At 70.1% G+C, this 12,877-nt stretch carries 10 protein-coding genes; 1 reads left to right on the top strand and 9 read right to left on the bottom strand.

Annotation, left to right across the window (positions count from 1 at the left end; all coding sequences use genetic code 11):
• Positions 1-30 precede the first annotated feature (30 nt).
• From MTS1_RS06490 to MTS1_RS06530, 9 genes are all read right to left on the bottom strand, one after another.
• Positions 31-1,554: an alpha-N-arabinofuranosidase gene (locus MTS1_RS06490; RefSeq protein ID WP_023952475.1), complete on the bottom strand. Its 1,524-nt coding sequence runs from the start codon at positions 1,552-1,554 to the stop codon at positions 31-33.
• A gap of 66 nt (positions 1,555-1,620) precedes the next feature.
• The gene (locus MTS1_RS06495) at positions 1,621-2,901 is read right to left on the bottom strand and encodes an ABC transporter substrate-binding protein (RefSeq protein WP_023952476.1); all 1,281 of its coding nucleotides are present in this window, start codon (positions 2,899-2,901) and stop codon (positions 1,621-1,623) included.
• 40 nt (positions 2,902-2,941) lie between these two features.
• A complete protein-coding gene (locus tag MTS1_RS06500; RefSeq protein WP_023952477.1) occupies positions 2,942-3,610 on the bottom strand; it encodes a hypothetical protein in 669 nt (222 codons plus the stop codon).
• Positions 3,611-3,612: 2 nt separating this feature from the next.
• Positions 3,613-4,539, bottom strand: coding sequence for a carbohydrate ABC transporter permease (locus tag MTS1_RS06505; protein WP_023952478.1), 927 nt, complete (start codon positions 4,537-4,539; stop codon positions 3,613-3,615).
• Positions 4,536-5,528, bottom strand: a complete 993-nt coding sequence (locus MTS1_RS06510) for a carbohydrate ABC transporter permease (protein WP_036304677.1) — start codon at positions 5,526-5,528, stop codon at positions 4,536-4,538. Before MTS1_RS06510 ends, MTS1_RS06505 begins: the two co-directional genes overlap by 4 nt.
• A gap of 70 nt (positions 5,529-5,598) precedes the next feature.
• Positions 5,599-6,897, bottom strand: coding sequence for an ABC transporter substrate-binding protein (locus MTS1_RS06515; RefSeq protein WP_023952480.1), 1,299 nt, complete (start codon positions 6,895-6,897; stop codon positions 5,599-5,601).
• Between the two features lie 184 nt (positions 6,898-7,081).
• The gene (locus tag MTS1_RS06520; RefSeq protein WP_023952482.1) at positions 7,082-8,032 is read right to left on the bottom strand and encodes a beta-xylosidase; all 951 of its coding nucleotides are present in this window, start codon (positions 8,030-8,032) and stop codon (positions 7,082-7,084) included.
• Between the two features lie 96 nt (positions 8,033-8,128).
• Positions 8,129-9,895 carry an ABC transporter ATP-binding protein gene (locus MTS1_RS06525; protein ID WP_036304678.1) on the bottom strand — a complete coding sequence of 589 codons (1,767 nt, stop codon included), beginning with the start codon at positions 9,893-9,895 and terminating at the stop codon, positions 8,129-8,131.
• A gap of 49 nt (positions 9,896-9,944) precedes the next feature.
• On the bottom strand, positions 9,945-10,688 hold the full coding sequence (locus tag MTS1_RS06530) for a hypothetical protein (RefSeq protein WP_023952485.1): 744 nt from the start codon (positions 10,686-10,688) through the stop codon (positions 9,945-9,947).
• A 200-nt stretch (positions 10,689-10,888) separates the two neighbouring features.
• Between MTS1_RS06530 and MTS1_RS06535 the strand changes: the two genes are divergently transcribed.
• Positions 10,889-12,847, top strand: coding sequence for a DUF6807 family protein (locus MTS1_RS06535; protein WP_023952487.1), 1,959 nt, complete (start codon positions 10,889-10,891; stop codon positions 12,845-12,847).
• The last annotated feature ends 30 nt before the right edge of the window (positions 12,848-12,877 follow it).

A 12,877-nucleotide genomic window follows, 5' to 3' on the forward strand; every position in this document is an offset into this window, starting at 1 on the left:
CAAGCCTGCGCGCGCGGACGCTGCGTCGGGTCAGCCGAGCCGGATGGCCGCCCACGAGATCGGGGGCAGGGACAGCGAGAGGATGCCGTCCTCGACCGCGATTCCCGGCACCGGCACCACGCCGACCCGGTCGGGGTCGTCGAGGGTGTTCGCGGCATAACGGTCGTCGTCGTGCAGCAGGTGCGATTCGACGATCGACACCGCTGCATCCCGCGCGGCCCCGAGTGCCGACACGTCGATGCGCAGGTCCTCCGCGTCGACCGTCGATCGGTTCACGACGAACAGCGACGTGCCGCCCTCATCCACGGTGGCCACCGCGTTGACGTTCGAAACGGTGCCGAAGCGCTCGCTCTCGAACGAACCCGACGTGACGGGCACCGACACCGCTCGCTCCCCCGCAAGACGCGAGGTGAGCGAGAACGGATAGAACGTCGTCTGGCGCCATGCCGGACCCCCGGGCTCGGTCATGACCGGGGCGATGACGTTCACGAGCTGCGCGAGCGAGGCCGATCGCACGCGGTCGCTGTGCTGGAGCAGCGTGATGAGCAGGTCGCCGAACACGACCGCATCCAGCGCGTGGTACTGGTCTTCCAGCAAGCGCGGCGCGACGGGCCAGCCGGGCTCGCGCGGCTTGTCGTCCTGACCTCCCTCGTCGTTGTGGAGGTACCAGACGTTCCACTCGTCGAAGGAGATCATGATGCGCTTGTCGCTCTTCTTCGTCGCCGCGACCGCGTCGGCGATGGCGACCACCGACTCGATGAAGCGCGACATGTCGACGCCCGACGCGAGGAACTCCTGCGCGTCGCCGAAGCGCTCCTGGTAGTAGGAGTGGCACGAGATGAAATCGACGTCGTCGAACGTGTGCTCGAGCACCGTGCGCTCCCACGACCCGAACGTCGGCATGCCGCTGCCCGACGAGCCGCAGACCACGAGCTCGACGTCGGGATCGAGCATCCGCATCGCCTTGGCCGTGCGCGAGGCGAGCTTGCCGTAGTCGTCGGCGTTGCGATGACCCAGCTGCCAGGGGCCGTCCATCTCGTTGCCGAGACACCACATCCGCACGCCGAACGGGTCGCGCCGCCCGTTCGCGACGCGCTGTCGGGTCCACGCGGTGTCGGCGTCGGCGTTGACGTACTCGAGCAGGTCGATCGCCTCCTGCGTGCCCCGCGTTCCGAGGTTGACGGCGAGCATGAGATCGCTGCCCACGAGCTCGAGCCAGCGCGCGAACTCGTGCAGGCCCACCTCGTTGGTCTCCGTGGAGTGCCACGCGAGGTCGAGACGTCGCGGCCGCTCCTCGCGCGGCCCGACACCGTCCTCCCACCGGTATCCCGAGACGAAGTTGCCGCCGGGATAGCGGATGGTCGACACCCCGAGCTCGCGGACGAGCTCGACGACATCCGACCGGAAACCGTCGGCATCCGCGGACGGATGACCCGGTTCGTGGATGCCGTCGTAGATGTGGCGGCCGAGATGCTCGACGAAGCCGCCGAAGATGCGGCGATCGATGCGGGAGATCTCGAAACGGGGGTCGATGGCGGCGTTCGTCGGCGTCATGTCATTCCTTGGGTCAGCGGGGATGCCGCGCTTCCGCGCGCGGCATCCCCGACGTGGCGGTCTTCCTCAGCCGAGCACGACCTCGGCTTCGGAGAAGAACTGGTCAACAGCCTGGTCCACCGACGTGGTTCCGAGCCCGAGCGACTTGCCGAGCTCCCAGAACGTCTGCTCGAGCGAGCCGTATCCGGCGACGGGCACGGGCGGGGCATCCCCGATGCGATCGGCGGCCGACTCGATGTAGTCGGCGACCTGCTTGTCGGCGCCCTCGAGCGTCGCGCCCGCGAGCTTCGAGCTCGATGCCGGGAAGCCGAGCGTCGTGCCGAAGATCTGACCAGCCGCCTCGGAGTTCACGACGAAGTCGAGGAACAGTGCGGCTGCCTGCGGGTGCTCGGTCTTGGCAGAGATCGCGACCTGCAGGCCGGCCTGGCGATAGAGGTCCTTCGAGCCCTCCTTCGCCGTCGGCGGCGCGACGATCGAGATCGACGAGGCGCCCGAGTCGGCGAGATAGCCGCCGAGGAAGTTGCTCCAGCTCATCTCGCTGGCGGTCAGCGCGGCCCCGAAGCCCGACTTGGGCGAGAGCTCCTCGAGTCGCTGCTGCGGCACCGCGACACCGTCGCGCAGGCCCGCGCCGCTCTCCCAGAACTCGCGCAGCTGGTCCTTCGTGAACCCGAGCTCCCCGTCGTCGGTGTACAGGTTGCCGCCGTCTGCCCGGAGCACCAGCTCGAACGCCTGGATGCGCTGGGTGTAGTCCGTGCCGCCGTAGACGGCGCCGCCGGTCTTCTCGGTGACCTCGGCCATCCACTCGTCGAACTCGGCGAAATCGGTGCCGCCTTCGGGCGCCGCGACCCCGGCCTGCGCGACGAGGTCGTCGTTGACGAAGTTCGCCCACAGGCTGTATCCGGTCGGCAGCGAGTACTGCGTGCCGCCCAGCGCTCCGGTGCCGAGCAGCCCCTCGTCGAACGTGGACATGTCGATCTGGTCGGCGACCTGCGCGAGATCGAGCAGGTTGCCCGACTCGCCGTACTGGCGCAGGTAGCTGTCGGAGAACTGGAAGACATCGGGCAGCCCCCCGCCCGCGGCCTCGGTCTGCCGCTTCTCCCAGTAGCTCGGGAAGTCGGTGAAGCTGACGTTGACGGTGATGTTCGGGTATTCCTCGTTGAACGCCGCGATCAGCTCGTCATAGCGCTTCGCCCGATCGTCGTTGCCCCAGAACGCGTAAGTCAGCGTGACCTTCTCGTCGGGGTCGAATGCGGCTGCGGGCGGCGTCTGCGCACCGCCGCATCCGGTCAGTGCCAGCGCACCGGCGGCGACGATGCCGACGGTTGCGAGCAGGCGGGTGGCCTTCATGGGAGTCCTTTCATCGGGAGCGGGCCCGGGGGGACGGGTCTCAGGTGCGGCGGGGCCGGGCGGGGATCGCCACGACCGCGAGCGCGGCGCAGCCGATGCCGGCGACGAACAGGGGCGGCAGCGCCCAGGTGACCACGACGACGAAGGCGGCCGTGGCGAGGAGGTACAGGGTCCCGACGAGGTCGCCGCGGGCGGCATCCGGGATCGATCGGATCGCGCCCCGCCAGCCGAGTGCGGGGCTCCAGGCCCCGGCGGCGAGGAGCAGCGCGACGGCGAGCGCCGCGAGTCCCGCCCAGCCGACCGCCTCGACGACGGCACCGCCCGGGAGGAAGCCCGATCGGGCCAGGTCGATGTCGAGCAGCAGGATGAGCGCCGCGACGACGGTCACGAGCCCGGCGACCGCGCCCGGCAACAGACCGGCACGCACGTCCGCCCAGAACAGGGCGAGCCTCGAGTCGTCAGCGGCGACATAGCGTCGCAGGTGCCGCACTCCGGCCGCGAGCGCGATCGGAAGGGTGACGACGGCGAGCGAGACGACGCCGATGAGGAGCCCGATCAGCAGCACCTCGCCGAGCAGGGCGAACGCCCCGGCAGCACCCGGATGCCGCAGCTGCGGGCGCGCGTCGAGAGTCGGACCGCTGCCGGAGCGGTCGGCCCTCACCGCTGCGCGCTGTTCGCGCCGCGTGCGCGGACGCTCGTCGGTCGACATCGCTAGCCCTTCAGACCCTGCGTGGCCACGCCGTCGACCAGGAACTTCTGGAAGACGATGAAGAACAGCAGGATCGGCACCAGCGCGATGAACGAAGCCGTCACCGTCGCCCCGTAGTCGCTCGACGAGGTCTGGTCGTTGTAGAGGCGGAGCGCGATCGGCAGCGGGTAGTTCTCGGGGCTCGTGAGGTACAGCAGCGGCCCGAGGAAGTCGTTCCACGCCCAGATGAAGCTGAAGATCGCGCACGTGATGAGCGCCGGCTTGATGAGCGGGAGGATGATCGACCAGAAGATGCGGAGGTGCCCCGCGCCGTCGATCTTCGCGGCCTCGTCCATGTCGCGCGGCATCTGCCGGATGAACTGCACCAGGAGGAAGACGAAGAACGCCTCGGTCGCGAGGAACTTCGGCAGCAGCAGCGGCCAGTAGGTGTCGACCATCCCGAGATTGTTGAAGATGATGTACTGCGGGATGATCACGACGTGGAACGGCAGAAGCAGCGTGCCGATCATGGCGGCGAACAGGATGCCGAGGCCCTTGAACTGCAGGCGGGCGAAGGCGTAGGCCGCGAGCGCCGACGAGAGCACCGTTCCGATGACCGAGACGCCGGCGATCAGCAGCGAGTTGGCGAAGAACCGCCACATCGGGACGCCGGCGATGCCCTCGGCGACCTTGATGTAGTTGTCGATCGTCGGCGCGTTCGGCAGCAGGCCCATGTTCTGGCCGAATTCGCTGTTGGGCTTGAAGGTCGACAGCAGCAGCCAGACCAGCGGGTAGAGCACGACCGCGGTGATGACGATGAGGACGGCGAACCAGACGATCGTCTGCCAGGTCTTGCGCTTCACGCGGCGCCGGGCGGGCGGCATCGGCGTGGTCTGCTGCTCGGCGAAGATGGCCTCGCTCGTGAGCGGTGAGGTGGGTGACGTGGTCATCGGTTGTCTCCCGAGTAGTGCACCCACGACTTCTGGGTGCGGAAGAGGATGAGGGCGATGATGGCGACGACGACGAGCAGGACCCACGCGATCGCAGCGGCGTAGCCCATGCGGCCGTCGGCGAAACCGGTCTTGTAGAGGTAGACCGTGATGAAGTTCGTCATCCCGGCGGGGCCGCCGGTGCCGTTGGAGATGATGTAGGCCGACCCGAAGACCTGGAACGCTCCGATGAGGCCGAGCAGCAGGTTGAAGAAGATGACGGGCGAGAGCATCGGCACCGTCACGGCGCGGAAGCGGCGCAGGGCGTTGGCGCCGTCCATCTCGGCCGCCTCGTACAGCTCCTTCGGGATCTGCTTGAGGCCGGCGAGGAAGATGACCATCGTGGCGCCGAACTGCCAGACGGCGAGGAGGATCATCATGGGCAGGATGAGGCCGGGGTTTCCGATCCAGCCGCCGAGGTCGATGCCGAAGACGTTCAGGCCGTTGTCGACGGGACCGTTCGTGGCGAACATGGCGCGCCACACGATCGCGACCGAGACCGAGGCGCCGATGAGCGAGGGAGCGTAGAAGGCCGAGCGGAAGAAGGCGGCACCCTTGTCGCGGTAGTTCAGCAGCAGGGCGATCAGCAGCGCCGCGATGAGCGAGATCGGCGTGCCGACCAGCACGTAGATCAAGGTGATCTGCGCCGACTGCATGAAGCTCGGGTCGTTGGTGAAGAGCCGGATGTAGTTGTCGAGGCCGATCCACTTGGGCGGCGCGAAGATGTTGTAGCTCGTGAACGACAGGTACAGCGAGTACGCCATCGGCACGAGCGTGAGCCCGAAGAACCCGACGAGCCACGGCAGGAGGAAGCCGTACCCCGCGATGGTCTCGCGGGCCGCGCGCTTGCGGGCGCCGGGGCGATCGAGGTGTTCGGGGCGCTGCTTCCGGACGAGGCCGCGGCGCGGCGACTCCTTGGTGACGATCACCCGTGTGGCGGTAGTGGTCACGATGCTCCTGAGGATGCGGGGAGGATGCGGGCCCGCGGGCCGGCGCTGCGCGCCGGCCCGCGGCAACGGGTCATCCGTTGAGGGTGATGTCCATCTGCGAGAAGAAGCGGTCGACGGCGTCGTCGACGGTGATGGTGCCGAAGGCCAGCTCGGTGCCGAGCTTGCGGAACTCCTCCTCGATCGTGCCGTAGCCGACGATCGGCACCGGCGGGGCGTCGCCCAGGCGGTCGGCGATCGATTCCTCGTACTCCTTGACCTGCTGGCTCAGCGGGTCGAGGTCGGCCGCGTCGAGCGCGGTCTGCGAGGCGGGGAGCCCGCGATTCGTGCCGAAGATCTCACCCGACTGGGGCGAGTTGACGAGGAAGTTCACGAGCGTCGCCGCGGCGGCGGGGTGCTCGGTCTTCGCCGAGATCGTGTGGAGCATCGAGGGCTTGAGGTACAGGTCCTTCGCACCCTCCTTCGTGACCGGCGGGGCGACGAGGCCGAGCTCGGTGTAGCCCTCGCCGAGGTTGCCGAGGTACCCGCCGCCGAAGTTGTCCCACGTCAGCTCGCTCGCCGTCAGCGCGGCGTCGAAGCCCGAGAGCGGCAGGGCCTCTTCGAGGCGCTGCTGCCCGATGACAGCACCGCTCTCGCGGAGCTCGGCGCCGTCCTCCCAGAACTCGGTGAGTCGCTCTTTGTCGAAGCCGGGCTCGCCGTCCTCGTCGAACAGCTGCGAGCCCTCGGAGCGCAGCTGCAGCTCGAAGTTCTGGATGCGGCCGGTGTAGTCCGTGCCGCCCCAGTACGCACCGCCCGACGCGTCGGTGACGCTCGCGATCCACTCGGAGTAGTCGTCCCACGACCCGCCGGCGAAGTCCGCCACGCCCGCCTGCTCGAGCAGCTTCGGGTTGGTGAACATGCCCCAGGCGTTCGTCGAGGTCGCGATGCCGTAGGTCGTGTCGCCGACGACGCCGATGTCGAGGATGTTCTGCGGGAGCGCGTCGGTCTCGATGATGTCGCCGAGATAGGGCTCGAGGTCGAGCAGGAGGTTGTTCTCGGAGTACTGGCGCAGGTACGAGTAGTCGAACTGCATGACATCCGGAAGCCCACCGCCCGCGGCCTCGGTCTGACGCTTCTCCCAGAACTCCGGGAAGGTCAGGAAGGTCGCGTTGACCGTGATGTTCGGGTATTCCTCGTTGAACGCCTCGATGGCCTCGTTGTAGAGCTGCGCGCGAACGTCGTTGCCCCAGAACGCCAGGTTCAGGGTGACTTTCTCGTCGGGGTCGAAAGTCGCGTCGGCGGCCGGCGTGGCGCCGCCGGCGCAGCCCGCCAGGGTGAGCGCTGCGCCCGTCGCGATGGCGACCGTTGCCAGTGCCCGCTTTCTGCTGAACATCATTGTCCTCTCTGCCGAACGTCGTCGTCTCGGTGCGCGCGAACGTCCATTGTCCGTGTGTGCAGGTGCGCGCCGCCCCGCGTTCGGGAAAGCGCTTGCCGGCAACGGTACTACGCGATGAAACGTTTCGCAAGAAACTCGGGGGAACCGATTCCGACCCGTGATCCCGCGACTGTTACCGGTCTCAGTGCGACGACTCAGCCTCGCACACCAGGCGGCCCGCGTCGACACGCAGCCGCACCCGGTAGACGGCGCACCGGCGGGCTTCGACGTCGGCCGCCGCAGCCCCGTCGCCACCGGCATCCGGAGTGGTGGCCGGCTGCGCGAAGAAGTAGTACCAGAGCGTGTCACCGTCGCGGACCGGGGCGCCGTGGTGCCCGAAGCCCCGGCCGGGCACCGCGCCGGCACCGAGCACGACGTCGTCGGGGCCGCCCTGTCGCACCCAGTGGACGGTGTCGTCCGAGACGAAGACGCCCATCCCCCGCCACTCGTCGACGATCATCCACCATCTCCCGTCGAGCTCGAAGGCGCTGGGGCCCTCGTGCGGACGTCCGTCGATCGCGATGCCGCCGTCGCTCCACGACTCGAGATCGTCCGACACGGCGACGCGGGTGATCGACTCGGAAGCCTCGTCCTTGTACCAGAGCCGCCATCTCGCGTCGGGGCCCCGGGCGACGCCGGCGTCGATGACGCGGTCGCTCGCGAGATCGAGTGGTCCGAGCCGGTGCCACGACACCAGGTCGGACGAGCGGTACGCGACGATCGTGCGGGCGTGCCCCGGCCAGCGGTCGGGCACGCCGTCGATCTCGGTGAGGTACATCCGCCATCCGGTGCCGTCGAAGACGACCTCGGGAGCCCAGTGCGTGCGGTCGACGTCTGCCGGGGGCGGCCCGGCGGTCAGTCCGAGCCCGCCGCCATCCGGTTCGAGCGTGCCCGCGTAGTGCCAATCGACCCCGTCGCGCGATCGAGCGACGCCGATGCGCGAGCCGTGCACCCACGAGACGCCCGGCCCGGGGTCGGGATGCGTCGCCCGTCGCTGCGTGTAGAACATCCACCATCCGCCGCCCGGCTCGATGACGACGACCGGATCGGTCGCCCCGTCGTACACGGGGTCGCGGTAGATCTCCCTGAGCATGAGTTCTCCTGTCGTGAACCCGTCGACTCGCCACGAACTGCGGATGCGGGGGCGCCGGCATCCGCATGTCCTGGCGAGTCGACGGAGCGGTGGGGGTCAGGACTGGGTCGCGTGGAGGTGGGCGTAGCGGCCTGCGGCGGCCAGCAGGTCGTCATGCGAGCCCTGCTCGACGATGCGCCCGCGCTCGAGGACGACGATGCGGTCGGCCTGACGGATCGTCGAGAGACGGTGAGCGACGACGAGGGTCGTGCGGCCGGTCATGAGCCGCGCGAGGGCTTCTTTCACGAGCTCCTCCGACTCGGGATCCAGCGCCGAGGTCGCCTCATCCAGCAGCAGGATGCGGGGGTCGCGGACGAGCGCACGCGCGATCGCGAGCCGCTGCCGCTGCCCGCCCGACAGGCGCGCTCCCCGCTCGCCGACCACGGTGTCCCAGCCGTCCGGCTGGTCGCTGACGAACTCCCACGCGTTGGCGTCGCGCAGCGCCCGCTCGATGCGCTCGTCGCTGACGTCCGGCAGCCCGTAGGCGACGTTCTCGCGGATCGTGCCCTCGAAGAGCACCGACTCCTGCGGCACGACCGACACGGCGCGGCGCACCGAGCGCAGGTCGAGTTCCTGCACATCGGACCCGTCGATCGTCAGGCGCCCGCTCGTCGCACGCACGAACCCGAGCACGAGGTTGAGCAGCGTGGACTTCCCCGACCCCGACGAGCCGACGAATGCGTAGGTGCGGCCCGCGGGGATGTGCAGGTCGATCTCGTGCAGCGCGTCGTCGCTCGCCCCCGCGTAGCGGTGGCCGGCTCGCTCGAGGCGGATGTCGCCGACGACACGATCCACGCGGCGCTTGCCCTCGTTCTGCTCGAGGTCGGGCTCCTGCAGCACCTCGGCGATCGAGCGCACCGATTCGAGTCCGCGCGCCCCGACCGGGATGAGCATGAGCAGCTGCGTGAGCCCCTGCGTGAGCAGCGTGAAGTATGTCGAGAGCAGCACGACCTCTCCGGGAGAGATCGGCAGGATGCCGGTGAGCGAGAACACCGCGGCGAGCACGAGGCATCCGACGCCGAGCAGCTGCATCGCCACCCACGAGATCGAGGCGACGTGGCCGTTCAGCATGTCGAGGTGCAGCCCCGCGCGCCTCACCCCCTCGGCGCCGCGCGAGACGCGGGTGACGGCCGTCTCCTCGAGGCCGTGCGCACGCGTGACCGGGATGAGCGAGGCCATCTCGCCCACCCGTGCCGAGAACACCTCGACCTCGCGCCGGAAGACGGCGTTGCGCTCGCGCGACCGGTTTCGCATGCCGTACCGGATGCCGATCGCGATCGGCACCGCGAGGGCGTAGACCGGCAGGAACTGGGGCACCGCGATCGCGGTCATCGTGAGGGCGCCGATCATGACCATCGTCGCCGAGAGCAGCGGGTGCGTGACCTGCTGCAGCATGAGCTCGACGTTCTCGACATCGCGCACGACCTTGGTCTGCACGATCGACGAGCTGACGCGGGAGTGATATCCGATCGACAGGCTCTGCAGCCGCGCGGCGAGCGCGTTGCGCAGGTCGGCGCCGGTGTCGCGCACGACGGTCATGAAGCTGCGCGTGTAGAGGATGTGGTTCGGGTAGTTCTGCAGCAGCAGGGCCGCGGCGAGCAGGAACCACCCGATGACCGCGCTGACCTCTCCCCCGCTCGCGACGATGTCAATGATCGCCGCCGTGATGACCGGCAGGAACCACATCGGGATCTCTTTCAACGCGAAGGCGCCGATCGCGACGCCCATGCGCCCAGGACGCCGCGCGAGCAGCCGCAGGACGGATCGTGCCGGACGAGCGCCGTCGATCAGGTCCGCGGGACGGGAAAGCGGTTTCCGAGTCACGCGTCCATGCTAGGCGCAGGTCGCGCTGCCGCAAACCCCTCGGCGCGGATCAGCCGGCCGCCTGCGCGATCCGGTCGACGAACAGCTGCGTCGCCTGCGGCACGTAGTCCGCGCTCGTCTCGGGATCCCAGCCCACGAGGGCGAGCACGTTCTGCCCGGTGCGCACCGTCGCGCCGACGAGGGCGAAGGGCGACCCGCCGACGTCTCCGGTCACCCGCCACCCCTGCACGTCGTCCGCCCCCGTCACGGCGAGCTCGAACGGCTCGACCGAGGTCGTCACCGGAACGCCCTGCATGGCGAAGAGCTCCTGACCGTCTGCGCAGCGCGCGATCGCGTCGTCGGCCTGGGCCACGAGCGCCTCGGCAGCCGCCTCGTCGGCCGCTGACGCCACGACCGCCGTCATCGACCGATCGTTGCTCGTGCCCCATTCGACGGCATCGCCCGCCGATTCCCACCCGGCACCGAAGGGAGCGAGACACGCGGCATCCGAGACCGTCAGCCCGGGGTAGATCGACTCGAGCATCGCGGCGATCGTGTCGTACTGGGCCGGGCGGAACTGGATGCCGCTGAACAGGTCGGCGAGCTCGGCCCGGTCGAGGGAACCGGATGCCGCAGCGGGCGCCGACGTCGACGGTGACGGTGAGGCCGCGGTGGTCTCGGGCGCGGCGCTCGAGGCCGCTCCGCTCTGATCCCCCGCCGGCGAGCAGCCCGTCAGCGCGGCGAGTCCGAGGGCCGCGACGACGAGGCCGGCGTGCAGCCGCGTGCGCGGAAGACGGGATGCGGGTGATGCCATGGCGGTTCTCCTCGGATCGGTGTGCCTCGACGCTAACGCGCGCCACGCCCGCCCGTCGCGGACAGCACTCCCCATCGACGCCCCGCGCGCCCTACCGTAGGGTGTCGCGCCACCGCATCCTCCGTGAGACCCCTGCGTTATCCGGGATGCGCACGGGAAAGCGCTTGCTGTCATGATGGGAGCGACGTCAGGAGAAACGGATGCCACGCACCACCACCATCGCCCTCGTCGGCGTCCACGGCTACGGAACCGTGCACCTCGACAACCTCCGCCGCCTGGGCGATCGCGTGCGGCTCGTCGCGGCAGCCGACCCCCGCCCGCCGGCACCGGGCGCCCTGCCCGAGCACACGCGCGTCTTCCCCGACCTGCCGGCCCTGCTCGCCGCGACCGACGACATCGACGTCGTCATCGTGGCGACCCCGCTCCACACCCACCTCGAGCTCGCGCGCACGGTCGTGGGCCGCGGCATCGACCTCTACCTCGAGAAGCCGCCGGTGCTGGCGCTCGCCGACCTCCGCGTGCTCCAGGAGGCCGCCGCAACCTCGGGCGCGCGGGTGCAGGTGGGCTTCCAGAGCCTCGGATCGCGTGCGCTTCGAGCCTTCGCCGAGGACCGCTTCGACCTCGGGCCCATCCGGGCGATCGGGGCGGTCGGACTCTGGGCACGCGACCGCGCGTACTGGGAGCGCAGCCGGTGGGCCGGGCGCCGCGAGCTCGACGGCGTCGCCGTCGTCGACGGGGTCACGACCAACCCGCTCGCCCACGCGACCGCCACCGCCCTCGCGATCGCCGGAACGACAGCTGTCGCCGACATCACACAGGTCACCGCAGACCTCTACCGTGCCAATGCCATCGAGGGCGATGACACGAGCCTGCTGCGCGTGTCGACGACCCGCGGCATCCGTGTCACCGCCGGGCTCACGCTGTGCGCGGACGAGCAGGTCGACCCCTATGTCGAGGTGCACGGGCGCCGCCGCTCCGCACGCTTCTTCTACACGGAGGACGTCGTCGAGATCGATGGCCGCAGTGAGCGCTTCGAGCGCGACGACCTGTTCGAGAACCTCCTCGACCACCGCGACGAAGGCGTCACCCTGCTGTCGCCCCTGGCGGCGTCCGGCGCGTTCGTCGCGGTCATCGACGCCGTCGGGCGCACCGCACCGCACGAGATCGACCCCGCGTTCGTCAGCCCGCGCGGCGAGGGCCCGGCCCGGCGGCTCGTCGTCGACGGCATCGAGGACGCGGTCGTCCGCGCCGTCGACGCCGAGGCGACCTTCGCCGAGTTGCACCTCCCCTGGGCGCGGCGCACGGTTCACGAGGTCGTGCTGACGCTGCCCAGCACCGGATCGCCGCTGGCCGAGCTTGTCGACGGCGCAGGTACCGCACGCTCGTCGAGCCCGCGACCCTACCTGCATCCGATCCGCACCCCGGGTGGCGTGGTCGTCACCGATCACCACCCCGCCGATCACGACTGGCACCTCGGCGTCAGCGTCGCGCTGCAGGATGTCGACGGCACCAACTTCTGGGGCGGCCGCACCTACACGCCGGGTGAGGACTACATCTGGCGAGACGACCACGGCCGCATCGAGATCGTTCGCGTCGAGCACCTCGCCGACGGCGCGGTTCTCGACATGCGCTGGATCGGCCCGGACGGCGGAGTCGTGGTGCGCGAGCGTCGCGAGCTGCGGGTGATGCACCGAGACGACCGATCCGCCGTGATCGCGCTGTCGTTCGAGCTGGCGCCGGCGGGCGATCGCACCGTGATGCTCGGCGGACCCGGGAGCAACGGGCGCATCGGAGGCGGCTACGGCGGGCTCGCCTGGCGGCTTCCCGCCTGTGCCGACATCGACGTGCGCACACCGTCGGCTCGCGGCGAGGAAGCAGTGCACGGGACGGTCGCGCCGTGGCTCGCGTGGTCGGCGGCCTTCGCCGATCCGACCGATGGCCGGCCGGCAGAGGCGACCGTCGCGCTGGCCCCCGCCGACGACGCCTCGGCCGCCGATCCGTGGTTCGTCCGGGTGGCGGGGTACCCCGGCATCGGCGCGGCCCTCGCCTGGGACCGCGCGGTCGCGGCATCCCCCGACGCCCCGGTCCGTCGGGCGTACCGGCTGCTCGTGGCCGACGGCCGCCTGACCGACGCGGAGGTCGGAGCGCTCCTGGCCTGAGCCGGAGCGCTCGGCGCCCGAGCCGGCGCC

The organism is Microbacterium sp. TS-1 (assembly GCF_000509385.1).
Classification (GTDB): Bacteria; Actinomycetota; Actinomycetes; order Actinomycetales; family Microbacteriaceae; genus Microbacterium; species Microbacterium arborescens.

Coding starts and splice junctions, on each gene's coding strand:
- MTS1_RS06505 (WP_023952478.1), bottom strand. CDS start 4,539: ATGACCACGTCACCCACCTCACCGCTCACGAGCGAGGCCATCTTCGCC.
- MTS1_RS06515 (WP_023952480.1), bottom strand. CDS start 6,897: ATGTTCAGCAGAAAGCGGGCACTGGCAACGGTCGCCATCGCGACGGGC.
- MTS1_RS06500 (WP_023952477.1), bottom strand. CDS start 3,610: ATGTCGACCGACGAGCGTCCGCGCACGCGGCGCGAACAGCGCGCAGCG.
- MTS1_RS06495 (WP_023952476.1), bottom strand. CDS start 2,901: ATGAAGGCCACCCGCCTGCTCGCAACCGTCGGCATCGTCGCCGCCGGT.
- MTS1_RS06490 (WP_023952475.1), bottom strand. CDS start 1,554: ATGACGCCGACGAACGCCGCCATCGACCCCCGTTTCGAGATCTCCCGC.
- MTS1_RS06520 (WP_023952482.1), bottom strand. CDS start 8,032: ATGCTCAGGGAGATCTACCGCGACCCCGTGTACGACGGGGCGACCGAT.
- MTS1_RS06530 (WP_023952485.1), bottom strand. CDS start 10,688: ATGGCATCACCCGCATCCCGTCTTCCGCGCACGCGGCTGCACGCCGGC.
- MTS1_RS06535 (WP_023952487.1), top strand. CDS start 10,889: ATGCCACGCACCACCACCATCGCCCTCGTCGGCGTCCACGGCTACGGA.